Source organism: Paenibacillus sp. OAS669 (assembly GCF_014873645.1).
GTDB classification, from domain to species: Bacteria; Bacillota; Bacilli; order Paenibacillales; family NBRC-103111; genus Paenibacillus_S; species Paenibacillus_S vulneris.
Genome location: NZ_JADBDR010000012.1, coordinates 12780 through 39175 on the forward strand (window position 1 = coordinate 12780; position 26396 = coordinate 39175).

Below are 26396 nucleotides of genomic sequence, written 5' to 3' on the forward strand. Positions count from 1 at the left end.
CGGCAAAGCCTTATTTTGCATTTCAGAAGCTTTTCATTTGTGCTCCTTGAAGGATCGTTAGAATACTAGGTTTAAATATAGCCGCTTCGGGTATCAAAAAGGCTCGGGTCCAACGCGGAGCGGGGAGGAAAGGTAGTCGTCAACGAGTATCGTTGACCGGATTCCGCTGATTGATAAGCCCCGAACAGGATCTCATGAACATGCAACTGCTGTCTGCACGATTGGGCCGGCTGCTCGCCGCTTCTAAGACAGTGAACGAAGTGAGCGATCACGCTTTCTTTTTTTTGCTTGCGGATGCTCTCCGAGGGGGTGTAGCAAGACTCCAGCCCGCGCCAAGTTACTTGCTCTGCTCCGGGAACAGGTTCTCCTGTCGTATGGATCACCAACGGGAATCCGCTGTCATTCAGGGCCAAGGTTCCTTTGCGGCCATAGATGATGGTGTTGTTCTGCTTGTACGATAGTCCCCACAAGGAACGGATAACGGCATGCTGTCCACCCGCAAATTGGACGATGAGTGTCACATTGTCGTCCACATTGCTGCGCACTTTTTTGCCATCCCCGACAATTCGGTAAGGAATTAGCGTATTGACTTCAGCCATGACGCTGACTGCCGGTCCCAACAGCCCGACAAGACGGCTGACCGGATATACCAGGCAATCCAGAACGGCGCCTCCATGGGCAATCGATTTATTGTAATACCAATTGTCGCGCCAAGGCCCCGGAAGGGAAAGCTGCGCTTCAGCCCCTGTAATCTTCCCGATATACCGCTCGTCAATATATTCACAGGCCGCCAGAAAAGCGGGGTTCCAATCGAACGGCAGGCTCATGAAGATAGCATTCTTCTCTTCGGCTAGGGCCGTCATCCTTTGGCAGTCCTCAAAGGAGGTGGCCATAGGCTTCTCATTAAGTACGTTCAATCCCCTTTCGAGCGCGGCAAGCACCGGCTCTGCATGCATGGAATGGGGAGTAGTGACGACTACGCCATCAAGCTCTTCCGTATCCATCATCACCCGGTAATCGTCATACCAGCTTGGGATGCCGTAAGCAGCAGCCTTTTTTGCCGCGTTGTCCTTATGCTTGGCACAGGTTGCAACAAAACGAACCCCTTCCATCTGGGCAGCCTGCTCGAAGTAACGGTTGCTTACATGGCCGCTGCCAATCATGCCTAGCTTTATCGTTTTCATTGGATTCTCCTTTTTTCGGGATAGCAGATATAGATAGAACAAAAAATATAACATTTTGAACAAAAAAATGAAATGTTTTCCTGACTAAATCCCATACAATAAGAGTATAAAAAGTAAGCGCTGTCATAACGAAAAGAATGCTCCTTGGTAACATGCCCTTACTGTTTTACCAGAATAGGAGGTTATCGCATGCCGAATATGAAACGATTGCCTATGTTGGGAGCATTCCTTGTCTTAGCCGTTATGGCTTCCTGTTCGAGTCAACCCAAGGATGACCCTTCGACGACCCCGCCAAGTTCACCGACTGTTTCCAAGGAGCCTGCAGCGGACAAGAGCACGGAGAAGGCCGGGCTTGTGATATACGGTGCGGCAGGCAACACGGAGGAGGAGTTCAATAACCGCTGGGGGAATGCATTAAGAGCCAAATTTCCTAACTACACGCTCCATTATATTGTAAATCAAAAAGGAAGCACACTGCCAGAGCTCATCACGGCCGGTCAGCCTATAGACATCATTTTCGATTCGATCGGCGGCGCTGCCGGCAGCCTGATTCAGAATGGGTTTCAATATGATATTTCGGAGCTTGCCAAAAAGCATAATGTAGATTTAAGCCGGTTCGAACCTACCTTTCTTGATGCGACGAAACAGCTGGGAGGTTTATACGGGCTTCCCGTTAACGGAGGCGGGCTCGTTTTATACTACAACAAAGATATCTTCGACAAGTTCGGTGTACCTTATCCGGTAGACGGCATGACCTGGGACGATCTGCTGGCTTTATCCAAGAAAGTGACGAAGAATGAGGGAGGGAAGCAGTATGCCGGTTTTGCCACCTCCGTTACCCACCCGATGAGGATGAATCCGATGTCGCTGGATATTGTAGAAAAACGACGCTCAAGGCTGCAATCGATAATGACAAATGGAAGCAGTTTCTCCAAACTGTGATTGTAAGCCCTGTCGTTCAGGATGCAGGGTACAAGGCTTTTATCCAGGAAAAGAAAGGCTTGCTGTTCACGAACGATTTTGCCAAGGAGCAGAATTTGGCCATGTTTGTGATGAATTTCGGCCTGCAGTATGCGGTTAAGGAATTTGAAACGATGAATTGGGATATGGTCTCGCTTCCTACTGTGAAAGAGGCGCCGGGTATCGGCACCCAGCCGTACCCTAACTTTTTCTTCATTACCGCATCGAGCAAATATAAAGATGCCGCGATGGAGGTACTGAAATACGTGACCTCCGATGAGCATGAAATGATCGAGTCCAAGAAGGGAAATATACCGGTGCTCAAAAACGAAGAGATCAAGAAGGTATTCGGTCAGGAGACCGCGTTTAAAAATAAAAATATGAAAAATGCGGTGTTTTACAACCGTTTCGCCTCCCCGCATGCCAGAACGATTTACGATGATAAAGTCATTGGCGCGATGGATTCGAACCTAAAAAAGGTCATTTACGGTGAAGCGGACCTGAACACGGCCTTCCGAATGGCGGAGGAGGAAGCCAACAAGGCGATTGAGGAAATGAAGCTGAAGAAGTAATTCGATCCGAGATCCTCCGGCAGGAATTGCGGTTTTCCCATCATAACAGAAACTTCGGGGCTCGCCGCAAAGCATCTCCATCTGCCTGGAAGCGAAGCCCCCGCTTTGGCGGGTTTTAGTAAGACAAGATGACTGAAAATTTCCGCAATTTAGGGTTGACAAATGGGCGGAAAGATCGTTAAATTAAATACAACTAAACACATAGGAATTATATAGTATCGACCGGTTCGACTGGAGATACATCCTTTTCCCCCGGGAAGCTGGATGTGTCTCCTTTTGTTTCTATGGACTTGCAGATAAAAGGAAATAGGGGGAAGCACTATGGAGGCTGCGTATGAACATTGAGAATATCGAGGCATTTGTGTATGTCATTCATTTTAACAGCTTTAACAAGGCGGCGGATGCGTTGTTCCTGTCTCAGCCCTCCATTTCGGCGCGAATACAGACATTGGAGCGGGAGCTGGACGTGAAGCTGTTCGAACGGGAGGGGAGGCATTTTACATTAACCGAGAAGGGAAAGCAGTTTCTCCCCTATGCCCAGCAGATTCTGCAATCGATGAAAAAAGGCAAGCAGCAGCTGCAGCAAATGAAAGCTACGCCCCATGAGGTGACCATCGGATGTACTGTATCGGTATCGAACTACATTCTCCCCGAGCTCGTGCCGGTTATGAAGACAAGGTTCCCGGAGCTTCAGGTAAAGCTTCTCACAGCTTCAAGCGAGGCCATTATGGAGAAAGTCATGAGCAAGGAAATCGATCTGGGCTTGGTACGTAATATGACGCATCCGCACATAGACTCCGTGAAGTTTTACGAGGACCCTATCAGGTTATTTGTGCATGAAGGGCATCCCTTCTTAAGAATGAACCACGTAGCTCTTGAGGACGTAGGCCGTCAGCCGCTAATCTTCTTCGAGTGCGGTTCGCTGGATTGGATGAAGCTGCATCATTGGTTCGAAACGTTGGATCATCCCCCGAATATAGCTTTTCATATGGATAATTTGGAGACGGCGAAGAAGCTGATCATGAAACAGATGGGAATCGGCTTCCTGCCTTCGTTATCCGTAACGGAGGAGATTAAGGCCCGCAGGCTGTTTCCCGTCGATGTACCGTCGCTCGCGAGTCTTTCCTTGAGAACGAACCTGATCGTACGCAAAGGGGAATATGCGGAGTTCTATAAGCCGTTTTTGGAAATGAGCCGGGAGGTATTACTGCAGACGGCGCTTGCATAGAATGTTTCGATTTTATAATAGAAAAAGCCTATTAGCTGGCCCGTTGACGCTCCATTAGGGCGGTGATAAGCTTTATCCATGCAAATAAAACCGACAAAACCAATAGGAAATATGGTTAATGTGATCGAGAGGAGGAGAGGAACGTGGGGCTTAAATTAAGCATTTTAGACCAGAGTCCAATAGATGAAGGAGAGACAGCCGAAGAAGCGTTCCGTCATACGGTAGAGCTTGCCCGAAAAGCAGAGGAGCTCGGCTATTACCGGTTTTGGGTATCTGAGCATCATGACTCGGAAAAATTGATGGGGTCATCCCCTGAAGTTTTAATTTCCTACTTGCTCGCCCATACGAAGCGAATCCGGATCGGTTCAGGCGGGGTCATGCTGCAGCATTACAGCCCCTACAAGGTGGCGGAAAATTTTAACGTGCTTGCTTCACTAGCCCCAGGCCGGATAGATCTCGGAATAGGCAGAGCCCCGGGAGGGCTCCCAAGGTCGACGAAGGCGCTGCAGCAGGAGAGCTATAGAGGGGCGAAGCCGCTGGAGGAAAAGCTCGTAGAGCTGGAGCAATATCTCAACGGCACGCTGCCCGAGAGCCATCCGCTGTACGGAGTTAAGGCAGTGCCGGCTCCACAAACGCCGCCGGAGCTATTCTTGCTTGGCACCAGCGCATCCAGCGCAGCATTAGCCGCACAAACCGGAATTCCTTATGTTTTTGCAAAGTTTATTAACGGCGACGAGGCTGTAATAGAGCAGGCCCTTCACACGTACCGGACCAAGTTTGTGTCTACACTAGGGTCGAAGCCGCAAGCGATATTAGGAGTGTCCGTTATCGTCACGGATACCGATGAAGAGGCCAAAGCATTGGCTGTCGATTCCAAGCATGTGAAGATCCAGCTGGAAAGCGGAAAAACGATCAACGTGAAAAGCCTGGAGGCGGCGGAGGAATACGGCCGGCAGTCCGATGAGAAATTTACGGTTGAGGTCAAGGATGCCCCTATCCTTCACGGGTCGAAGCATACGGTGCGAGAGCAGCTGCTCGAGCTTCAACGGCGCTATGATGTGGAGGAGCTGATCCTTATTGTCGTGATGAAAAGCTTTGCCGAGAGGCTTCATGCTTATGAGTTGCTGCAGGAGGCCTTCTCGGAATTGACCGTGTAGCTGTCAAAGCAAGAAAGAGCAACTGTCGAAGAAAATGACCAAATCAAACCAATCCAGGGAGGATTTCCAATGAGTAAAGATAGAAAAATCAAATTCGGTGCGATCATTCATGGGGTAGGAGGCAATATGGCGGCATGGAGGCATCCGAAAGCCATTGCCGATGCAAGCGTCAATTTCGATTTTTACAAGCAGCAGGCGCAAAAAGCCGAGGAAGGCAAATTCGATCTGGTGTTCATTGCGGACGGTCTGTACATTAATGAGAAGTCGATACCGCATTTTCTCAACCGCTTTGAGCCGATCACCATTTTGTCGGCGCTGGCCGCAGTGACCTCCCGTATCGGGCTGGTAGGGACGCTGTCTACGTCCTACAGCGAACCGTTCACCGTAGCGAGACAATTCGCTTCGCTGGATCACATCAGTCACGGGCGTGCCGGCTGGAACGTCGTCACTTCTCCGTTAGAAGGCTCCGCCCTCAATTTCAGCAAGACGATTGAAGAGCATCCCGACCATCCGAAGAGATACCGGATTGCGACCGAATACCTTCAAGTGACGAAAGGATTATGGGATTCCTGGGAGGATGACGCATTTGTCCGTGACAAAGAAACCGGCGTCTTCTTCGATCCGAAGAAGCTGCACCGATTGGATCATAAGGGGGAATTTTTCTCGGTTCAAGGACCGCTCAATATCGGCCGATCCAAGCAGGGACAGCCGGTTATCTTCCAGGCAGGCTCCTCGGATGACGGCAAAAACCTGGCCGCCAAGGAAGCCGATGCCATATTCACCGGACACCCGACCCTAGCCGATGCGCAGCAATTTTATCAGGATGTGAAGAAGAGAGCCGTATCGTTCGGCCGTTCTCCAGAAGATATCGTGATCTTACCGGGCATCGGCCCGATTATCGGGCAGACTCACGAGGAAGCGGAGCGCAAATATCAGGAAATCGTAGACTTGATGAGCATCGACAAGGCGTTGGATTACCTCGGAAGATTTTACGATCATCATGATTTTACGCAATATCCGCTCGATGAACCGTTCCCGGATTTGGGCGACCTCGGCAAGAACAGCTTCCGCAGCACCACGGACCGCATTAAGAAGGAAGCGCAGGAGGAGGGCTTAACGCTGCGCCAGGTAGCTCTCAGAGCAGCTACCCCCAAAACACAGTTCATCGGGACGCCGGAGCATGTGGCTGATCTTATACAGGAATGGTTCGAGCAAAAAGGAGCCGACGGATTCATCATTTCATCTGCGGTGCCGAACGGACTGAATGATTTTGTCGATCATGTCGTGCCGATCCTTCAGGAACGGGGAGTTTACCGGGAAGAATACGAGGCGGATACGCTGCGCGGTAATCTCGGCTTAAAATTCCCTGTAAACCGATATGCAAAACAGGAAATACGCAGTTAGTCTAGAGTGGAGTGGTTAACATGAGGAAGAAATCGATACATTGGATGAAATATATCGCGTTGGCCTCCGTCCTGCTGCTTGTTCTTTCGGGCTGCGCCAAGGATGCCGGGAATGCAGCGACGACGGGCTCAACGTCGAATGCGAACGGACAGCCGGGGGCACCGGGAGGGGATCTGACCTTCGCGCTGGCGACCTCGCCGGATACGCTCGACCCGCATCGGAGCGGTCTTGCCGTAGCCGTCCGGGTCATACGGACCATCTATGACAGCCTGGTCGTCCAGCTGCCCGACAACTCAATCAAGCCTTGGCTTGCAACCGAATGGTCCATATCGCCGGACGGCAAGAGCTACACCTTCAAGCTACGCAAGGATGTCGTGTTTCAGGACGGGACTCCTTTCAATGCCGAAGCGGTGAAATTCAACTATGACCGGATCATTAACCCGGAGACGAAAGCTGGGAATGCATTGGCGCTGCTGCGGCCTTATAAGTCATCGGAAGTTCTCGATGAATACACAATCAGGCTGAATCTGGAGACGCCGTCGACGGCATTTCTCGGCAACTTGAGCCAGGCGCTGCTCGGTATCGTGTCCCCAACGGCGGCCAAGAAGTACGGAGACGACTTCGGCAAACATCCTGTGGGAACCGGACCGTTTACGTTCGTCAAGTGGAACGAAAATGCGGACATTCAGGTCGCGAAAAGCTCCAATTATCGTTGGGCGCCTGAGCTTGTGGACAATAAGGGGCAAGCGTATCTGGACACCATTACGTTCAAAATTGCTCCGGAGGAAGCGACGCGGATAGGCAGCGTTCAGAGCGGTCAAGTGCTGGCAGCGGAGACCGTACCGCCGCAAAATGTGCTGTCTCTCAAAAACGACCCGAAAACCCAGCTTCTTCAGGTGAATACGGTCGGCCTGCCGTACACGCTATTCTTCAATCAGCGCAGAGCTCCCTGGAATGAGGTGAAGGCAAGACAGGCGGTGCAGTACGGGCTGGATGTGGATGCCATCGTCAAGACGTTGTATTTGGGTACCTATCCTAGAGCTTGGTCCGCTCTGACTCCGGGCATATTCGGATACGATGCCTCCTTGGAAAAAGGTATCAAGCAGGATATCCCTAAAGCCAATAAGCTGCTTGATGAGCTGGGATGGGTGAAGGGAGCCGACGGTATTCGCGAGAAAGACGGCAAAAAGCTCACGCTGCATTATGTGGACGGCTCGCCGAACCGCGAGAAGCGCAACGATATCGCTGTCATGGTTCAGCAGCAGCTGAAGCAGATCGGCGTGGCGGTAGAGGTGGAGATAACGAAGGATACCGCTACGGTCGTCTACAAGAACGGGGCTCATGATCTGTACGGGAACAGTCAGGTCAACTCCGATCCTGATGCGCTGCGAAACTTCTATCATACGCAGGACCCGAATGCCACGAAGCTGACTATAGCGGGGGCATCCGACCCCGAGCTGGATAAGCTGCTGGAGCAGGGAACGGTAGAGCAGGATCCGGCCAAGCGTGCGGATATTTATAAAAAGGTCCAGCGCAATCTAAGCGATAATGCCGTCATCATCCCGATCTATGTATTCCCGTACACGATAGCGGCCTCCAAAACGGTTAAAGGTCTGAAGTTCGATTCGTTGGGTTATCCGTTATTCAATGATGTCACCATTCAAAAATAAAGGAGTTCATGGATATGATCAAGACGTTGATTGAACGGCTGCTGTCCTCCATTCTAGTCATCCTGGGATCGCTGGTGCTCGTATTTGCCATCATCTATGTACTGCCCGGCGATCCGGTTCTCTCGATGCTTGATCCTTCCACGGCAACTCCGGAAATGATAGCCAACCTGCGTCATCAGCTGGGACTCGATCAGCCATTCCACGTGCAATTCGGACGTTATTTCGCCGGGATATTGCAGGGGGACTTCGGCAAGTCGATGATCAACAGCGAGCCCGTGCTGCCGAAGATCATGAATCATTTTCCGGCAACGTTAACGCTGACCTTGGCAAGCACGCTGCTCTCCGTTGTGTTCGGGGTCCTGCTCGGCGTATTGTCTGCGGTGTACCGCAACCGGTGGATCGACGTAGTGGCACGGCTGGTTGGATTATTCGGGATCTCCATGCCGACCTTCTGGTCGGGGATCCTGCTCATTCTCCTGTTCTCGGTCCAGCTGGGCTGGTTTCCGGCTATGGGCTCCGACGGGTTGGCCACTCTAGTCCTGCCGGCGGCAGCCTTGGGGATTGTAGGGGCCGGCTTTATCGTCCGCATGGTGCGCAACAGTATGGTAGAAGTGTTGAACGAGCCGTTCATCGTAACGCTTCGAGCCAAGGGATTGGCGGAGAAAAAGGTCATGTACCTTCATGCGCTGCGCAATGCGCTGATCCCGGCTATTACCGTCATAGGAATTCACATAGGCGATCTGATGGCGGGAACGGTCGTGGTCGAGACGGTATTCTCGAGACAAGGAATCGGGAGAATCATCGCTGATGCCATTATGGCGAGGGATTTGCCGGTCGTTCAGGGGGTTGTGTTTTTCTCGGCTATTGTATATGTGGTCGTCAATTTTCTCGTGGACCTTTCTTACAACTACATTGACCCTCGGGTCCGCAGGTCCAATGCAAGCTAAATCAACAGGCTATGGATTTGGCCATCATTCAGTACAGCTTGGGAGGGAAACGGTTATGAAGGAAGTGATATCATCCGCAAAAACCGTCTGGAAGGAAAGGAGTGAGAGCGCGCCTCGAAGGAAACAGGGTAGATCGCTAACGGCAGCTGAGCTGTTTGTCTGCGCTGCGTCTCTTATCGTGCTGTTCATCATCGTCTGCGCCGTCATTCCAGGGGCTGTCGCCCCGTATGCACCGACTCAGATGTTTACGGATCATATATTGCAGCCGCCCGGCACGGCACATTGGCTTGGAACCGACTATTTCGGAAGGGATATATTCAGCCTTGTCGTCTATGGAGCCCGCGATTCCCTGTTTATCGGCGTTGCCTCAGTGCTGGCTGGCGGGATTCTAGGAGGGACGATCGGAGCGCTATCCGGTTATGTCGGAGGTGTACTCGATCAGGTTCTGATGCGATTCATCGATGTGCTGATGACCATTCCCGGCATTTTGCTCGCCCTGGCTATTGCAGCCGCCTTAGGCCCTCATTTATTCAATATTGTATTCGCTGTAGCCGTGTCCGCAGTACCCGGCTACGCAAGAGTGATGCGGGGACAAATTATGAGTATCAAGAACCGGTCCTTCGTAACAGCTTCCCGTTCCATAGGGGCTTCGGCCTTACGGAGATTCTGGTGGCATGTGCTGCCGAATGCTTGGTCCCCGCTATTGGTTATGGCCACTATCGGGCTCGGTTCGTCCATATTGATTGGCTCGGGCTTAAGCTTTCTTGGGCTGGGCGTCATTAAGGAAATTCCGGATTGGGGCACCTTGCTGTCCCAAGGCCGAGGCTACTTGACGGTAGCCTGGTGGATTGCGACGTTCCCCGGCTTGGCGATTACGTTATTCGTCCTATCGGTCAATTTGATCGGGGACTATATCCGTGATCAGCTGGATCCGAAGAAAAGCAGGACATAGGACAGGGAGGCGGCATCAATGAAACCATTGCTTGATATTCAGCATTTGTCCATCGACTTTGCGACCAAGGAAGGGCCGCTTAGAGCGATTGCGGATGTAAGCCTGCACATTCAGCCCGGTGAAACCGTCTGCCTGGTCGGCGAGTCGGGAAGCGGCAAAACGATAACCTCCAAATCTATCATGAGGTTATTGGATTATGAGAACGGCCGGATCGCCGAAGGGACCATTACGTTTAACGGGGTAGATGTAACGGTGCTGCCCGAGAAAGAGCTTCGTTCCTTACGGGGAAAAAAGATAGCGATGATCTTCCAGGAGCCCATGTCGGCATTTGATCCTGTATTTACGATAGGAAGCCAAATAACGGAGGTCATTCTGACCCATAAGCAGGGCAGTAAGGAGCAGGCGTGGGAGCGTGCCGTTCATTTGCTGCAAAGGGTCGGCATTCCCGAGCCGGAGCTGCGAATGAAGCAGTATCCGAATGAGCTGTCAGGAGGCATGCTGCAGCGTGCGATGATTGCGATGGCGCTAGCCTGCGGTCCGGAGTTGTTGATCGCCGACGAACCGACTACCGCGTTGGATGTGACCATTCAAGCGCAAATCCTTCATTTGCTGCAGGAGCTGAAGACGGAGTTTCGGATGTCCGTTCTGCTAATCACCCATGATATGGGGATCGCCGCCGAAATGGCGGATCGAATCCTTGTCATGTATGCGGGCAAGGTAGTGGAGCAGGCCACCGTGCAGCAGCTGTTCGAGCTGCCCCATCATCCATATACCAGAGGATTGCTGCAATCCATTACAACGCTGGACAGCGAGCATGGAGCGAAGCTGTTCTCCATAGAGGGCTCGATCCCGAGCCTGGCGGAGCTTCCTCCGGGCTGCCGGTTTCATCCCAGATGCCCATACGCTGCTGAACGCTGCGTGAAGGATAGCCCTCCTCTGTTTCATGTGAACGGCAGGCAATCCGCCTGCTGGTATGCAGAGGAGCTCGTTCAAGAGGAGGATTGGATGGCTTCTGTGCCTGCCGCCTCCATCTCAGCGAATCCAGAAGTAACGGTCCATTCTGCTCTATCGGACACCGAAGTCCCAGAGCCCTCAACGGCTCCGGTCCATTTGATCGAGGTGGAACGGCTCAGCAAATATTATCCGATTAAAAAAAGCGGGCTGCGACGCCCTTCGTCCTTTATTCATGCGGTCGATGAGGTGAGCTTTACGATTCGGAAGGGGGAAACGTTCGGCCTGGTCGGAGAGTCTGGGAGCGGCAAATCGACGCTCGGGCGATTAATCCTTCAGCTGGAAAAGGCAACATCAGGCAAGGTTCGCTTTCTGGGCGAGGAGATCACAAATTCCCAATCGCTTGACATGCTGAGAACCCGGCGTGACATGCAGATGATTTTTCAGGATCCGTACGGCTCCGTCAATCCCCGGTGGAAGATCGGTGAGATTATCGCCGAGCCGTTAAAGGTGCATCGGACGGTCAGTGCCGGCGAAAAGCGCAGCCGGGTAGAGGAGCTGCTGCAGGCCGTCGGATTGAATCCGGCTTGGTATGACCGATACCCGCATGAATTCTCGGGCGGACAAAGGCAGCGTATCGGGATCGCCCGGGCCCTCGCGTTGAACCCGCAGTTTATTCTCGCTGACGAGGCGGTCTCCGCATTGGACGTATCCGTTCAAGCGCAAATCATCAATTTGCTCCAGGAGCTCCAGCGGGAGCGCGGATTGACGTATTTGTTTATCGCTCACGGCTTGAATATCGTCCGCCATATATCAGACCGGATCGGGGTTATGTACCTCGGCAAGCTGGTGGAGGTGGCTCCCGGCAAAGAGCTTTTCAAGCATCCGGTTCACCCCTATACCAAAGGGCTTATTGCGTCCATTCCGACAGCCGATCCGGCCCGCAGAAAACCGTTCGTATCGATTCAAGGGGAAATTCCTTCCCCCTCCAATCCTCCGGCGGGCTGCCGTTTCCATACGAGATGCCCGGCTGCAACGGCCCTATGTCGGAGTGTAGAGCCGGAATTAACGCAGGTCGCAGAAGGACGCTGGGCTGCATGTCATTATCCGTTATAGCGAACCATTAGGCTATCCCCCCGTTATGACGATGAAACCAAAGGAGATGATCTATTTTGATGAAGAAAACCATCGCAGCATCCGTACTCGCACTTGTCCTGCTTGCATCGGGATGCGGTACAGCGCCGGCATCCAAGGATGCCGCTTCCGATAAAACGGCCGCCGCAGGCGCCGTGAAGCCCAAGAAAATCATCGTCGGTACGGGGACACAGTTCGCAAACATTTGCTTTATCGACGACAAGGGCAATTTGACAGGCTACGATGTGGAGCTCGTCAAGGAAATTGATAAGAGGCTGCCTGAATACGAATTCGAGTTCAAAACGATGGACTTCGCTAACCTGCTGCTCAGCCTTGAAACGAAGAAAATCGATTTTATCGCCCATCAGATGGAAGTAAACAAGGAACGCCAGGAGAAATTTTTGTTCAATGATGAAGCCTATAACATTTTCCCTAATAAGGTTGTCGTCCATAAGGACCGGAACGATATTAACTCTATAGACGATTTGAAGGGGAAAAAAGTCATCGTGGGCGCGACAAGCAACGCATCGGTTCTGCTGCAGGATTACAACAAAACTCATAACGATGCCATTAATATCGTCTATTCGGGAAGCGGCGGAACGAACGATGTCATTGCCCAGCTGAAGGCCGGGCGTGTCGATGCGACGATCAGCACGCAGTTCGCTGTAGACCAGCGCAATGAGAGTGCCGATGCCCAGCAGAAAACCGTCGGACCTGCTATCTCCAACTCCAAGGTGTACTTTATTCTCCGTAAAGATGAGGAAGAGCTGAAGGCCAAAATCGACGAAGCGATTAAATCCATCAAGAAAGACGGAACGTTATCCAAGCTGAGCACCAAATGGCTCGGGGCTGACTATACCGTCTCGGAATAACAAGGACGCTGCGGTCAGAAAGGAACACGATGTACGATGGGCAAATCGTTTGATATTCAGCTGGTAGCGGTGTTTCTGCCTAAATTATTGTCTTACCTGCACATTACGCTGTTCATCCTGGCTGCCTCTCTGCTGCTCGGGATACTGATCGGATTTATGATCGTCCTGCCGAGATTGTACCAGGTTCCCGTGCTGAATCGGCTGGTCATTATCTATGTTTCATTCATCCGGGGAACGCCGATCATTATTCAGCTGTTCCTGGTCTACTACGGGCTGCCGGAAGTGCTGCATCTGCTCCATATCGATGTAACGAGCGTGGAAGCCATCATATTCGTTATCATCACGTATGGGCTGCACATAGGGGCTTACGTGTGCGAAATCGTCCGCTCGGCGGTGAACAGCGTGGAGCGGGGGCAGCTGGAAGCAGCCTATTCGACCGGGATGACAGGGAAAGACGCCTTCTTGCGTATCGTGCTGCCTCAAGCCATGGCTATTGCGCTTCCGAACTTCGGCAATCTGGTCATTTCCAGCATGAAGGATACGTCGTTAGCCTTTTCCATCGGGGTCATGGATATGGTAGGGCGAGCGGAGACACTGCTGACGACAAACCATTTTTTGGAAATTTATATTGCGCTGGCCATCATCTACTATGCTCTTTGCATTGTGCTGGAACGATTGTTTGCCGTATCGGAGAGAAGGCTTTTGCGGCATGAACGTAAGCTGGGAGCCGGTCAGACAGGAGGGCTGCATTATGGCGCTTGATATTGCTTTTATCGGCAAAGCGTTTGTCGAGATCATTAAGGCACTTCCTCTGACGCTGGCGGTTTCCCTGGTTCCTCTGCTGTTCGGCTTCGTTCTCGGCACCGGCATAGCGCTCGTTCGAATTTACCGAATCCGGTTCATTCACTGGCTAGCCGGCTTCTATGTCTCTTTCGTCCGCGGAACGCCGCTGCTGCTGCATATTATGCTCATTTACTTCGGTCTGCCGATGCTATTCGATTATTTGTCCGACCTGTACGGCTGGGGAATCCGGTCCAAATCCGTACCGCTGGTGACCTTTATCCTTATCGCCTTTTCGCTGAACTCCGCTGCGTATATGTCGGAGGCGATCCGCTCGGGTATTTTATCCGTATCGCACGGTCAGATGGAGGCTGCCTATTCAGTGGGGATGACTACGGCCCAAGGCTTGAGGCGGGTCGTTATCCCGCAGGCGCTTATGGCCAGCTTGCCCAATTTGCTGCATAAGTTCATAGGGCTGCTGCACGGCTCGTCGCTCGCTTTTACCATTTCCCTGGTTGAGCTGAACGGCAAAGCGCATATCGTCGCCACATCCAATCTGAAGTTTCTCGAGGCTTTTATTGCCGCAGCGCTGATTTATTGGGGATTGACCCTCATTTCGGAAAAGATTACGTCCATGCTGGAGCATCGTTTAAATCGGTACAACCGGGGGGGAGTGGCATGATTCAACTCAGCAATATTCAGAAATCGTTCGGTAAGCATCAGGTGCTGCGCGGCATCGATCTTACGGTAAGCAAAGGGGATGTCGTCGTCATCCTGGGACCGAGCGGTTCGGGCAAAACAACGCTTCTGCGCTGCATTAACTTTTTGGAGAGACCGAACGACGGCGAGGTGCGGATCGGGGATTACCGGGTGCAATGCAAGCATCCGAGCAAAACGGATATTTTGACGCTGCGCCGTAAGACGGCGATGGTGTTTCAGCACTACAACTTGTTCAAGCACAAAACGGTTATCGAAAATGTGATGGAGGGACTTGTCGTCGTTCAAAAGCTGTCGAAGGAGGAGGCGCGCAGCAAAAGCCTGCTCATGCTGGAGAAAGTCGGCTTGTCGCATAAGATAGACGCTTATCCGGTTGAGCTGTCGGGCGGTCAGCAGCAGCGGGTGGGGATTGCCCGGGCGCTTGCGCTCAATCCGGAGGTAATTCTGTTCGATGAACCGACGTCCGCCCTTGATCCCGAGCTTGTAGGCGAGGTGCTGTCCGTGATCCGCCGTATCGCCCGGGAAGGGGTCACGATGATCGTGGTAACGCATGAGATGAGCTTCGCGCGCGACGTCTCCAATCATGTGGTGTTCATGGATGAAGGGAGAATCGTGGAGGAGGGCAATCCCGAGGATATTTTTGCAAGGCCGAAGGAAGAACGTACGAAGCAGTTTTTGAAGCGGATAACTCCGGAATGGAGCTACGTGATCTAGATCGGCTGCAGGTCTATACGTAAATCCATCACGCATAAACTGGGAGGTGCTGTCTATGAGCTATTCATACCGGTTGGCTGCTGAGGACGATGCAGAACAGGTTCTGCGTGTGATCCAGGGCGCTTACGAATCTATACGGCAGCTTGGGATTGAGTTCAGAGCCGTGAATGCGGACCTGGAGATGGTTGCAGACAATATCAGGGACAATGCCTGCTATGTCTTGCTTGATGAGGATTCCATTGTGGCCACCTTGTCCCTCAAATCGCTGAAGGAAGTGACGCCCCACCCGTTCCTGTATTGGTTCGCCGTAGATCCGCTACGGAGCGGTCAAGGCTTGGGAGATCTTCTCCTTACGTATGTGGAGGAACGGATCGTGCGGGACCAATTGCATGCCGAGGCGGTTACATTGGCTACCTCCAGGAAGCATCCTTGGCTGCTCCCGATGTACGAAAGAAGGGGCTATGAGCGATTTTTCGAGAGAGATCTGGGAACCGACGATAAGCTTGTTTATTTAACGAAAAGACTAACCGCTGCGGAAGCAGCCACTATGACATTGGGAGGAACCTATCATGAGTCAAACCGTTATTGATCTTGCGCCTTATACAAGAACCTTGGATCAATTGAAGCAAGCGATCGAAGGTCTGACGGAGGAGCAATTAAAGCAGCAGGAAGCCCCGGGGAAATGGAGCGTAACCGAAGTGCTGTCCCACTTGGCGGATCACAGCATCGTGTTTTCGTTTCGCATCCGCAAGCTGATATCCGAGACGGATGTGCAGCTGGCCGCCTTTCAGCAGGACCCTTGGGTCAGCCATTCCAAAGCGAACGAGGGCTCGGCCGCCGATATCCTGGCTGTATTCGGGGCGCTGCTAGCCTATAACAGCTTGCTGTTCAAGCGGCTGAGCGCAGAGGATTGGCAAAAATCCGGCATCAACGCTAAAGGAGAAACGGTTACGCTGGAAAGCTCTTACCGGGCGTTTATCCAGCATGTGCAGACGCATCTGGCGCAAATTGAACGTATCAAGCGAGGCTTGTGATGAGTACGGCGAGGGAGCTGAAGCTGGCGCCGGAGCAGTGGCTGGAGGAAGCGAGAGCCTTGTATCCGGTATTGGCGGACTTCCGCAGGGATTTGCATCGTTATCCGGAGCTGTCCATGCAGGAAGTGGAGACGACGCGGAAAATCAAACAATTTTTGTTGAACGAAGGCATAACGGTGCTTCCGCTGGAATTGCCTGTCGGTGTGCTGGCTGAAATCGTGGGCGATGAGGATGGGCCCATCGTTGCTTTAAGAGCCGATATCGATGCGCTTCCGGTTCAGGAGGAAACCGGACTGCCCTATGCATCGGAGATAGCTGGAAAAATGCACGCCTGCGGACATGATTTTCATACCGCGGCGATTCTGGGGGCAGCCGTGTTATTGAAGCGGCATGCTTCCAAGCTTCGCGGCAAGGTGCGGCTGCTGTTCCAGCCTGCCGAAGAGAAGGGGACCGGGGCGCGGGCGATGATCGAAGCCGGCGCACTGGAAGGCGTCGAAGCGATCTTCGGCATGCATAACAAGCCGGAGCTGCCGGTAGGCACTATCGGCTTAAGCGCCGGGCCGCTTATGGCGAGCGTCGACGGCTTCAAGATTAAAGTGCACGGCAAGGGCGGCCATGCGGCGGTGCCTGATGCGGCGATCGATCCTATCGTGGCGGCAAGCGCCATCGTGGGAGGAATTCAGACCGCGGTCAGCCGCAACACGAGTCCTTTCGACCGCGCGGTCGTCAGCATTTGCAGCTTTCATGCGGGCACCACATGGAACGTCATCCCGGATCTGGCCGTGTTAGACGGCACGGTACGGACCTTCCGCCAGGAGGTCAGGCATGATATGCCGGACCGGCTTCACCGCATCGCCATGGGCATAGCCGCAGGCTACGGGGCGGAAGCCGAGCTAAGCTGGTTCTCCGGCATTCCGACGGTGAACAATGACGCTGCAGCTGTTGAAACCGTTCGTTATGCCGCTGAGGCATTGAAGCTGCAGGTCGCCGAAGCCATTCCCTCGGCCGGAGGCGAGGATTTCGCCCATTATCAGGAGAAGGTGCCGGGCTGCTTCATCTGGATGGGCACGAGCGGAACGGAGGAATGGCATCATCCGAAGTTCACTTTGAATGACGAGGCGCTGGTCCCCAGTGCGGCGTTATTTGCTTTAACCGCTGTTCATGCTCTGGAAAAGGACAGGTGATGAAGGATGGGGAGCTTGAGCACCCTAACGATCCGGGATGCTGCTGCATCCGACCGGGAAGCGATTCAACAAGTGATGCTTGCCGCTTATGTGCAGTACGAAGCCGTGATGGCGCCTCCCCGTTGGGAGGCTTATAGGGAAGGGATCCTGGCTGCGGTAGATAATGAGAAAGCAATAGCGACCCTCGTCGCAGAGCAAGACGGCGAGATCGTCGGTAGTGTGCAGATGTTTGTATCCTCAGAGGCCGCTTACGGAAGACCGGAGCTGGAAATCCACACTCCGATCATCCGTTTGCTATCCGTCCTGCCCTCCGCCCGCGGACAGGGTGTGGCGACGGAGCTGATTATAGAAAGCGTCAAACGGACGATCGCTTTGGGCGCTCCGGTTCTGCATCTGCACACTTCGGATCTGATGCAGTCAGCCGTCCGGCTGTATGAACGGCTCGGCTTTGAGCGTGCCTATGACAAAGACTTTTCCAATGGGGAAAACTTGGTCAAAAGCTATCGTCTTCCGCTGCACGCGAAGGCTCTGGAACAGCTGGTATCGAGAGCAAGCACCCGCGAAGCAGAGAAAAGGAGCTCGTAAACCTGCCTGCCAAATTTAATGAAACTCACGGATTTCAACGGTCAGGAGCTTGTGGAGCAAAGCCTGCTTGTTAAGCTATGTCGGAGGCATATACCCCAAAGGGTATATTGTTGTTGCAGGCTTTATAGGTTTCAACAGCCTTAGGGAGTTCATAGCGGTTGAACTCCTTTTTTTCTTTACTTGACTGGCACTATAAAGGGGTTCATAACAACGCACGCGGCTGCTAAGATTGAATTATCGCAACGGAATGAAAAAGGAAGGTGACTCCTATAAGTACTTCATACGATGTTATCGTCGTTGGCGCCGGTTCGATGGGGATGAGCGCAGGCTACTATTTAGCGAAGCAAGGTGTGAAGACGCTGCTGCTCGATGCGTTCGATCCGCCCCATACGTCGGGGAGCCATCATGGCGAAACAAGACTCATGCGTCACGCCTATGCCGGAAATCCGACCTATACGGCCATGGCGCTTCGTTCCGATGAGCTGTGGTCGGAATTGGAATCCGTGACAGGAGAAACATTGCTTGTCCGTTCCGGGGTGTTGAACCTGGGTCCCGCCGAGGCTTCCGGCTTAAAGAGCAAATGGGAGCGAACGAAGGAGCACGGGCTGTCCGTTGATTATCTGACGGCGGAAGAGATTCGCTTCCGTTGGAAAGGCATTCGGCTGCCCGATTCGTATATCGGGCTGTATGAGCGGCAGGCTGGCTTTCTCTTAAGCGAAGCTTGTGTCGGGGCCTTCCGGAAGCAGGCTGCTGCTCACGGCGCGGTAATCTTACCCCACAGCCCGGTGGTGCGTATTGAAGCTGCCCCAAGCCATGTGGCCGTGCATACGCCTACCGCGAAATTCACGGCTGAACGGATCATCGTCAGCCTGGGGGCTTGGTTCGGCTTCCTCGACGGCTTCAGCCAGCTGCCTATACGGCCTGTCAGAAAAGCGGTGGGGTGGTTTGAAGCGGACGAGACGCTATTCGATCATGCCGAATTCCCCGGATTCACGTTTGGATGGGAAGGGAGAGGGTACTATGGCTTTCCCGGCTTGAAGGGCTCCGGCGTCAAGATTGGCCGGCATGATGCCGGGCAGCCGTGGCAGCCGGGCAAAGCTTTTGAGCCGTTCGGCACGTATGCCGAGGACGAACAGGATTTGCGCCAGGCGCTGGAGCAGTTCATGCCCCGCGCTTCCGGCCGTTTGCTTCGTGGAGCCGTGTGCAAATATGAAATGACGCCGGATGAAGATTTCATTATCGACACATATCCGGAGCATGATCGGATCTGGCTGGCCGGGGGATTCTCCGGTCATGGCTTTAAGTTCTCAAGCGTCGTCGGAGAGATACTATCCGATCTCATCGTGAAGGGCTCAACGTTCCAGGATATCAGCCCTTTCTCCCTCTCCAGGTTTAACCCCTAATCTATTTACCCTTTGGACGCCTTCAGGCGTCTTGGGTCTGTCGGGAAACCCTGTTACGGGAAATATGTTATATGCAGAAGTGGGGTATGCCTCGGAGGAGTTTACGTCAGCCTTTGAAATCCGTGAAATACCGCTATATTGAATCAGATTCACGGGTTTCAACAGCTGGGGGCTTTGCGCAGCAAAGCCTGCTTCGGAAGCCTGGCTGGAAGGGAAATCCCGCTGAAGGATAATAGCATATTTCGAGTCCTTCTATAGGTTTCCCGAGAACAACAGTGGCCGTAGGGGGATACCCCACCGGGGGACCGAAGCCATTTTTCATATCCTCAGGTTTCCCGACATCCCTTCCACACCTAAGGCGTCCTAACCTTCAACCGGTATTGATGCGGAGTAATCCCCATCGTTTCCCTGAATAGCTTGCAGAAATAGGAGGGGTTGGGAATGCCGACCCTTACGGCGATCTCCGGGATAGTAAGCGAGGTTTTGGTTAACCAGATGCAAGCATGCCGGATTCTTGTCGCTTGAACATAGGCAAGGATCGTGGTCCCTGTCGCTTCCTTGAACAGATGGGCGATATGATAGCGGGAGACATGCAAATCCTTGGCCATCGTCTCCAACCGAAAGGGCTCCTGATAATGCTGCTCGACCCACTGCATGACTTCCTCTGCTCGGTGGGAAAATTTGGACTCCATATTCGAAGCGGCTTCCGGCTGCCGCTCAAGCTGCTGCAGCTGCTTGATGAAGCTTAACAGGAAAAACATATACTCCTCTTGGTATTCTTGTGGTTTAAGCCTGCACTTGCTTTCATGAAACTGCTTCATGACCGTTACGAGGGCACCCGATTCGTTCAGGTGATGCCAAGGTCTGCCTCCTGCTTGCTGCTGCTTAAGTGAATGAAAAAAATGCTTGAGCAGCGGGAAGCTGTCCCAATAGGGCTGGAGCAGCAGCGGATCGAACTGGATCAGGCTTCTTACAAAAGGACGCTCCGGTGCGACATGGATCTGTACGCGATGCAGCTGAAAGGGTTGAAAGACCATCAGGGTGCCGGGCTCTACAGGATAGCTTTTGCCATCCACAATCAGGCTGCCCTCCCCTTCATGTACATAGGTAAATTCCATTTCAGGATGGGCATGAAACACTTCCTTGAATACAACCTCCGAAGTTCTTCGATAGTCAAACTCGAACGGTCTGGCTCCCATGGCGTTCACCCTCCATGCATCCATCGAATTCATTTCTTTCCATTATAGCAAGATCCCAACATTTAACCACAACATTGCTTCATAAATGAGGGAGCCAATCTTTTATGATTAGGAAGGAACAACCATTGCAAAGGAGTGGGAAAGTATGATTCGAGTCGCGGTTATTGGGACGGGCTCTATATCCAGGGCGCATATGGATGCCTATTTGTCATTTTCGGACCGATGCCAGATTGTTGCGGTCGCCGATGTGTTCAAGGATAAGGCGGAGGAGGCCATACGCAAATACGGATTGAATGCGGTTGCAGTGCAGGATTATAAGGAGCTGCTCGGGCAGGGCATTGATCTTGTCTCCGTATGTACGCCTCCCTATACCCATGCTTTCATTACGCAAGATTTCTTACGTGCAGGCTCCCATGTGATTGTGGAGAAGCCTATGGCCTCATCCCTGCAAGAATGCGACGACATGAACCGGGCTGCCGAGGAATCCGGCAGGATCTTATCGGTTATTGCGCAAAATCGTTTTACGAACCCGATGATGAAGCTGAAGCAAACCCTGGAGCAAGGGTTGGCAGGCAACATTGTTCATGCTCAAGTCGACTCCTACTGGTGGCGGGGACATTGCTATTATGATCTTTGGTGGCGCGGCACATGGGAGAAGGAAGGCGGCGGCTGCACGATCAACCATGCCGTTCATCATATCGATGCACTGCAGTGGATGATGGGAATGCCGGAGGAGGTACAGGCCATCATGAGCAATACTTCCCATGATAATGCGGAGGTCGAGGACCTGTCCGTCGCGATTTTGCGCTATTCGGGCGGTGCGCTTGCGCAGGTCACCAGCTCGGTAGTTCATCATGGAGAGGAGCAGCAGCTCATTTTCCAAGGGACGGCCGCACGTATTTCTACGCCATGGAAGGTAAAAGCTTCCGTCTCCAAAGAAAACGGTTTCCCTGAACCGAACGTTCCGCTGGAGCAGCAAATACAAGCGCAATATGATGCGCTGCCCGATCTACCGCACTTGGGACATAGGGGGCAAATCGATAACGTGCTGCAAGCGATTGAGAACGGTTCCAGCATCTTGATCGATGGAGTCAGCGGCCGCAATACGTTGGAGCTGATTACGGCTATTTATAAATCGGCCAGCACGGGAGAGCGGGTGAAGCTGCCGCTGACCAAGGACGATCCTTTTTATACGAGGGAAGGAATCCAGGCGAATGCAACGCATTTCTATGAGAAGACACGCTCCGTTACCGGCTTCGGGAATAATGAAATTAAAGTATCAGGGGAGTAAAAAAGCTAGCAGGTGGCGATAAGAAAAACGCGGTTACAACTTTGGGGCGGAACGATATCACTGTGAGCGGCGAAGGCCGATAGGAGGGCAGAATATGAACAATCTGGAAAAGAATCGATGGATCAGCCTGACCATCCGCGAGGATGCGCCGATGCCTGCCGTGGTCCGAGCGGAGCTGGACGAAGCGGTATTTGTCACGCTGAGCGATTGGGCCGGCGATGATCATCTCTTTGCCGTCGACGAGGCGAGCGGAGCCGAGTATCCCTGCCAGCTAAGCCGGGCGGGCATGGCGTCGACACCAACAGGCGCCGTGCCGGAGCCGGCGCTGTATATACTGCTGCGGGAACGGCCCGCAGGCGGCGAATCCTCGCTGCTTCTCGTCAAGCGTGCGCGGACGGAGGCAGTGCCGGTCGACCGCCGGCAAAACCCGTGGGCCGACATACCGGGTGTCTTCCTGGACATTCAGGAAGAGAATGCCCGCGTCATTTTCAGCATCGAAGGGCATCTTGTTACCCGATACATGTACTCCCGCGATGTCGCCAAGCCTTACTTGTATCCGCTGGTCGGACCTCACGGCAAATCGCTGATTCAGGACGGTCCGGACGATCACCTGCACCATCATGGCATATGGTGGGGCCATGACGATGTGAACGGCCACAAGCTCTACCACGAGTTCCGCGGGGAGGGCCGGCAGGTTCACCGCAAATTTTTGACGCTGGAGAGCGGTCCGGTGTTCGGTCATCTGACCGCGCTGATCGACTGGCAGGATGAGAACGGAAATCTCCTTCTTCAAGAAACCCGATCCATCCGGGTCTACAACCTGCCTCGGGAATCGCGGTATTTGGATCTTGCTACTCAACTTCATGCGATTAATGGGGACGTGACCTTTGGCAGCACCAAGGAAGGCGGCTTTCCGTTTATTCGCGTCAACGAGCAGATCAACGCCCATCACACGGGACGGTTGACGGCGGCGAACGGCGCCGTAGGCGAAGCGAATATTTTTGGAGCCGTTACCGAATGGGTAGATTACAGCGGCAAGCTGTTTCTCCGCATGAACCCGGCGGATGGCAAAGATGCCAAGGAGTTCGCGGAGGCGGGCATTGCCGTCTTCTCCGCGCCGGATAACGAAACGTTCGCCAAGCAATGGTTCGTACGTGATTACGGCCCGTTCACGCCTGCGAACTTCCACTTTAACGGCGGGTATGTCCTGCGGAGCGGGGGGACAGTCGGGATGCGCCATCGGCTGTATGTACATGCAGGTAACGTCGAGAGCGGAGCTGTCGGGGAACGCTATGCCGAATACATATCCCCTGCGGTGGCTGTAGTGAGGGATGCTCCAAATCCATCATTCCCGGTCTGACGTGGTTCTGCTTCAGAAGCTTGGCCGGAGAATATACCCCGCCTGGTATCAAAGCAATTTTTCAGGTTTCTCGATAAACTCAGGACGCTCAACAGCGTCCTTAGGCTGTCAAGAAACCTAAAAGAGCTTGAACTATTGCCAATATACTCCGGTGGGGCATGCCCCTCCAGCCGCTGTTGAAACCCGTGAAAGGGATCCGATTTAGTGGTATTTTCACGGGTTTCAAAGGCGGACGTAAATTCTTCCGAGGAATACCCCACCTCTATATTTAGCAAAGTTCTCGCAAAACTAGGTTTCTCGACAGACTCAGGACGCTCAACAGCGTCCTCTTCTTTTTTCGAACAGGCTATGTCGCCCGTTTATAGGAACCCGGGTTCACGCCATAATGCTTGCGGAACTGCTTGGTGAAGTGATTGTAATTCTGGTAGCCGACGTCATAAGCGATTTCGGTCAAGCTCCGGTCGGTATGCTCGATCATAAGAGCAGCCTGCCTGATTCTCATCCGGTTCAAGGTATCAATGATGGAATGTCCTGTACTCTCCTTGAACAAATGGGACAGCCGGGAGGGGGACAGACCGATGCTGCGGGACAGCTCATCAATGCGAAGCGGCTTGCGCATGTGCAGGGATAAATAGTTCAGCGTCTCCTCGATCCGCGCGTCGAGCCGCTGAATGCTTTTTTGGGCTAACAGAAGCAGGATTTCACGCAAACCGTTCAGGCACAGCTCATGCCAATATTCGCCGCGTTCCCTGAAATCATTAATAATTTTTTTGAAGGTACGGTAGATTCGTTTGCGGGAGGAGGAATTGTCAACGGACTGAACCACCAGATCGGCCTCCGGCAGCAGGCGTGATTCCATGAAACGATCGGAGAAGTGAGCCCAGACAAAATGCCAGCTTTGCCCGCTTACGGTTCCATATTGATGCGGAGTTCCCGCTCTAAGCAGCGTTACATCGCCCGCTTTGCAGACGGTTTCCTGCCCCGGGGTCCTAAAATAGCCTTCGCCGCTCAACGTGTAGGTGATAAGCCAATCGCTCATGCCCTCGGGCCGTTTGGTCACATACGTATCCGGCTTGTCAAATTGGCCTGCAATGACAATGCCATACGCTTTCCCATCGTAATGAAAGGTTCGGTTATCGGGGTCTGTTCTCATATCCCTGTGTCAGCCTCCTTGCTAGTGCGGATTATGCTGATACCAGCATATACGATCAGCTCCCCATTTTCCATAGCAATAGCAGGATCGTAGGATTAGTTAGCATCTTTGTTACTTCATCCTGACAGCCTTTTGCCTTATGCTAGGAGCATAAATGATCACTCATCAAGATCCAGTAAAAAGGAGATGTCGAAGATGAAAGTCAGCTTGCAGACCTTATCGCAGGAGCAGAAGGATTTTTTTGAAACGGAGGGCTATTTAATTGTCAAAGGGCTGTTCAGTCCGGACGATATTGCCGAAATTGAGCGTACGTTCGAGGAAATCAGCCATCACACGATTCCGGGTCATTTTGAGCCTGACATGGATGCGGAGCTTAACGATCCTTTGAAGCGCTATCCGAGAGTGATGCACCCCCACCGCTTCAACGAAACGGCCAAACAGTACATGCTCCACAAGCCGGTCATGGAGGTGCTGGCGGATTTATTCGAAGAACCGGCGCTGGCGGCGCAAAGCATGTTTTATTACAAGCCTCCGGGCTCGCGGGGGCAGGCGCTGCATCAGGATAATTTCTATCTGAAGGTAGAGCCGGGCAACTGTATCGCGGCATGGACGGCCATCGATCCGGCAGATGAGGAGAACGGGGGTCTCTTGGTCGTACCCAAAACGAATCATTATGAAATCATTTGCCCGGAGAAGGCCGATGCCGACGAATCGTTCACGACCCATTATGTGAAGCCTCCCAAGGATCAAAAGGCGATTCCGGCTATTATGGAAAAAGGCGATGTCCTGTTTTTTAACGGCAATTTGATTCACGGCTCTTACCGAAACAAAACGAAGGACCGGTTCCGCAGAGCTTTTATTTGCCATTATGCCAATGAATCCGCGGCTAGGATCAGCCATCATTATCGCCCGTTATTCCGAGCTGACGGCACACCGGTTGATCTGGAGATGAATCCGGATGGGGGGCCTTGTGGAGTTGAGCATGATAACGTCTACCCGCACTAATGGCAGAAGCCCTAAGCTTGATGTTCAGATGTCCTGGTGGGGGATGAACGGCATCCGACCCGCCGACCCGGATCATGCCTTGGATTTGGAGGCGAAGCTGCGCTTCATTGCCAAGGCGGGGTTTGACGGAGTGAATGCCTTCATTCCTGAGCGTGAACAAGCCGCAGATTGGAGACGCCTGCTCGATCAATACCGTTTGACCTTGAGTGTCAACGCGTATCCCAAGACAGCGGAGGACATGGTTGCATTCATCAAGAAGCTTACTGCTTATGAAGGCACTGTCCAGTACGTGAATGCACAAGTGCTGACGCCTTTTGTCATAGACGCCGAAGCCGAGCAGCTGCTTTATGATATCGATCGGCTGGCTCGAGACGCCGGGATTCAAGTCTTTATCGAAACCCACCGGGGGACCATCACACAGGATTTGCTCCGGACCGTTCAATATATAAACCGTCTGCCTTCCTTACGGCTTACGATTGATTTCTCCCATTATGTCGTCGCCGGTGAAATGAGGACGGTTAGCGAGGAAGCGGAAGCCTTGCTGCAAACGCTGCTGACCCGGACCTCGAGCATTCATGCAAGAGTATCCAACGGCGAGCAGGTGCAGGTGAACGTCGGAGAGAATGGCGAGCATCCGATGCTGGAGCATTATGAGCGCTGGTGGGAGAGCGGGATGAGGCATTGGCTCGCTCAAGCGAGCGGTGAGGACCGATTCCCTTTCGTCTGCGAGCTGGGGCCTCCGCCCTATGCCATTACTGTGGATGATTATGGAGCTAGAACGGAAGAGATCAGCGACAGATGGGCTCAGTCGTTGCTGTTCGCGGCTAAAGCCCGCAGCCTATGGAATCGTATCGGCAAGTAGCGGAAGGGCACCGGTCTGGTTGAGAGCCAGATGCGGTGCTTTTCGCTGCGCAGCGAGGCTTCTTTCAGAGCATCCTGC

25 protein-coding genes are annotated in these 26396 nt (G+C 53.0%); 22 read left to right on the forward strand and 3 right to left on the reverse strand.

Features of this window, described 5'->3' with window-relative positions; translation table 11 throughout:
* Positions 1–71: 71 nt before the first annotated feature.
* Entirely contained in the window at positions 72–1184 is a 1113-nt protein-coding gene (locus GGC63_RS23260; RefSeq protein WP_192704366.1) for a Gfo/Idh/MocA family protein, read from the reverse strand.
* A 189-nt stretch (positions 1185–1373) separates the two neighbouring features.
* On the opposite strand from GGC63_RS23260, the gene GGC63_RS34955 reads away from it, so the two are divergent.
* From GGC63_RS34955 to solA, 18 genes are all read left to right on the forward strand, one after another.
* On the forward strand, positions 1374–2126 hold the full coding sequence (locus tag GGC63_RS34955; RefSeq protein WP_192704367.1) for an ABC transporter substrate-binding protein: 753 nt from the start codon (positions 1374–1376) through the stop codon (positions 2124–2126).
* The gene (locus tag GGC63_RS34960; protein WP_318781118.1) at positions 2123–2716 is read left to right on the forward strand and encodes a hypothetical protein; all 594 of its coding nucleotides are present in this window, start codon (positions 2123–2125) and stop codon (positions 2714–2716) included. Before GGC63_RS34955 ends, GGC63_RS34960 begins: the two co-directional genes overlap by 4 nt.
* 334 nt (positions 2717–3050) lie before the next feature.
* The gene (locus GGC63_RS23275) at positions 3051–3944 is read left to right on the forward strand and encodes a LysR family transcriptional regulator (protein WP_192704368.1); all 894 of its coding nucleotides are present in this window, start codon (positions 3051–3053) and stop codon (positions 3942–3944) included.
* 143 nt (positions 3945–4087) lie between these two features.
* A complete protein-coding gene (locus GGC63_RS23280) occupies positions 4088–5101 on the forward strand; it encodes an LLM class flavin-dependent oxidoreductase (RefSeq protein WP_192704369.1) in 1014 nt (337 codons plus the stop codon).
* Between the two features lie 69 nt (positions 5102–5170).
* Positions 5171–6505, forward strand: a complete 1335-nt coding sequence (locus GGC63_RS23285) for an LLM class flavin-dependent oxidoreductase (RefSeq protein WP_192704370.1) — start codon at positions 5171–5173, stop codon at positions 6503–6505.
* A gap of 20 nt (positions 6506–6525) precedes the next feature.
* Positions 6526–8175 carry an ABC transporter substrate-binding protein gene (locus GGC63_RS23290; RefSeq protein ID WP_225948445.1) on the forward strand — a complete coding sequence of 550 codons (1650 nt, stop codon included), beginning with the start codon at positions 6526–6528 and terminating at the stop codon, positions 8173–8175.
* A 14-nt stretch (positions 8176–8189) separates the two neighbouring features.
* Positions 8190–9122 carry an ABC transporter permease gene (locus tag GGC63_RS23295; protein ID WP_192704371.1) on the forward strand — a complete coding sequence of 311 codons (933 nt, stop codon included), beginning with the start codon at positions 8190–8192 and terminating at the stop codon, positions 9120–9122.
* A gap of 55 nt (positions 9123–9177) precedes the next feature.
* Positions 9178–10074, forward strand: coding sequence for an ABC transporter permease (locus GGC63_RS23300; RefSeq protein WP_079910960.1), 897 nt, complete (start codon positions 9178–9180; stop codon positions 10072–10074).
* A gap of 18 nt (positions 10075–10092) precedes the next feature.
* Complete coding sequence (locus GGC63_RS35205) at positions 10093–12141, forward strand: dipeptide ABC transporter ATP-binding protein (RefSeq protein ID WP_192704372.1); 2049 nt, start codon at positions 10093–10095, stop codon at positions 12139–12141.
* Positions 12142–12200: 59 nt separating this feature from the next.
* On the forward strand, positions 12201–13031 hold the full coding sequence (locus tag GGC63_RS23310; RefSeq protein ID WP_192704511.1) for a transporter substrate-binding domain-containing protein: 831 nt from the start codon (positions 12201–12203) through the stop codon (positions 13029–13031).
* A 36-nt stretch (positions 13032–13067) separates the two neighbouring features.
* Positions 13068–13793 (forward strand): amino acid ABC transporter permease, encoded by a 726-nt coding sequence (locus tag GGC63_RS23315; RefSeq protein ID WP_079910957.1) that lies wholly within the window; start codon positions 13068–13070, stop codon positions 13791–13793.
* Positions 13741–14493, forward strand: a complete 753-nt coding sequence (locus GGC63_RS23320; protein WP_306293524.1) for an amino acid ABC transporter permease — start codon at positions 13741–13743, stop codon at positions 14491–14493. The genes GGC63_RS23315 and GGC63_RS23320 overlap by 53 nt, the downstream gene beginning before the upstream one ends.
* A complete protein-coding gene (locus GGC63_RS23325; protein ID WP_192704373.1) occupies positions 14490–15242 on the forward strand; it encodes an amino acid ABC transporter ATP-binding protein in 753 nt (250 codons plus the stop codon). Before GGC63_RS23320 ends, GGC63_RS23325 begins: the two co-directional genes overlap by 4 nt.
* Before the next feature lie 55 nt (positions 15243–15297).
* Positions 15298–15831, forward strand: coding sequence for a GNAT family N-acetyltransferase (locus GGC63_RS23330; RefSeq protein ID WP_192704374.1), 534 nt, complete (start codon positions 15298–15300; stop codon positions 15829–15831).
* Positions 15812–16276, forward strand: a complete 465-nt coding sequence (locus GGC63_RS23335; protein WP_192704375.1) for a DinB family protein — start codon at positions 15812–15814, stop codon at positions 16274–16276. The genes GGC63_RS23330 and GGC63_RS23335 overlap by 20 nt, the downstream gene beginning before the upstream one ends.
* Positions 16276–17460: an amidohydrolase gene (locus GGC63_RS23340; RefSeq protein WP_192704376.1), complete on the forward strand. Its 1185-nt coding sequence runs from the start codon at positions 16276–16278 to the stop codon at positions 17458–17460. The genes GGC63_RS23335 and GGC63_RS23340 overlap by 1 nt, the downstream gene beginning before the upstream one ends.
* A 6-nt stretch (positions 17461–17466) precedes the next feature.
* Positions 17467–18045 carry a GNAT family N-acetyltransferase gene (locus tag GGC63_RS23345; protein ID WP_192704377.1) on the forward strand — a complete coding sequence of 193 codons (579 nt, stop codon included), beginning with the start codon at positions 17467–17469 and terminating at the stop codon, positions 18043–18045.
* Between the two features lie 269 nt (positions 18046–18314).
* Positions 18315–19448, forward strand: a complete 1134-nt coding sequence (solA, locus tag GGC63_RS23350) for an N-methyl-L-tryptophan oxidase (protein ID WP_192704512.1) — start codon at positions 18315–18317, stop codon at positions 19446–19448.
* 353 nt (positions 19449–19801) lie between these two features.
* Here the strand turns inward: solA and GGC63_RS23355 are convergent, their stop codons facing one another.
* Positions 19802–20647, reverse strand: a complete 846-nt coding sequence (locus tag GGC63_RS23355; RefSeq protein WP_192704378.1) for an AraC family transcriptional regulator — start codon at positions 20645–20647, stop codon at positions 19802–19804.
* Positions 20648–20792: 145 nt separating this feature from the next.
* Between GGC63_RS23355 and GGC63_RS23360 the strand changes: the two genes are divergently transcribed.
* Complete coding sequence (locus GGC63_RS23360; RefSeq protein WP_192704379.1) at positions 20793–21938, forward strand: Gfo/Idh/MocA family protein; 1146 nt, start codon at positions 20793–20795, stop codon at positions 21936–21938.
* A 94-nt stretch (positions 21939–22032) separates the two neighbouring features.
* Entirely contained in the window at positions 22033–23298 is a 1266-nt protein-coding gene (locus tag GGC63_RS23365; protein ID WP_192704380.1) for a PmoA family protein, read from the forward strand.
* 346 nt (positions 23299–23644) lie between these two features.
* Here the strand turns inward: GGC63_RS23365 and GGC63_RS23370 are convergent, their stop codons facing one another.
* Positions 23645–24451 (reverse strand): helix-turn-helix domain-containing protein, encoded by an 807-nt coding sequence (locus GGC63_RS23370; protein ID WP_192704381.1) that lies wholly within the window; start codon positions 24449–24451, stop codon positions 23645–23647.
* Between the two features lie 195 nt (positions 24452–24646).
* Between GGC63_RS23370 and GGC63_RS23375 the strand changes: the two genes are divergently transcribed.
* On the forward strand, positions 24647–25456 hold the full coding sequence (locus tag GGC63_RS23375; protein ID WP_079910945.1) for a phytanoyl-CoA dioxygenase family protein: 810 nt from the start codon (positions 24647–24649) through the stop codon (positions 25454–25456).
* Entirely contained in the window at positions 25434–26318 is an 885-nt protein-coding gene (locus tag GGC63_RS23380; protein WP_225948457.1) for a sugar phosphate isomerase/epimerase family protein, read from the forward strand. Before GGC63_RS23375 ends, GGC63_RS23380 begins: the two co-directional genes overlap by 23 nt.
* Positions 26319–26396 lie beyond the last annotated feature (78 nt).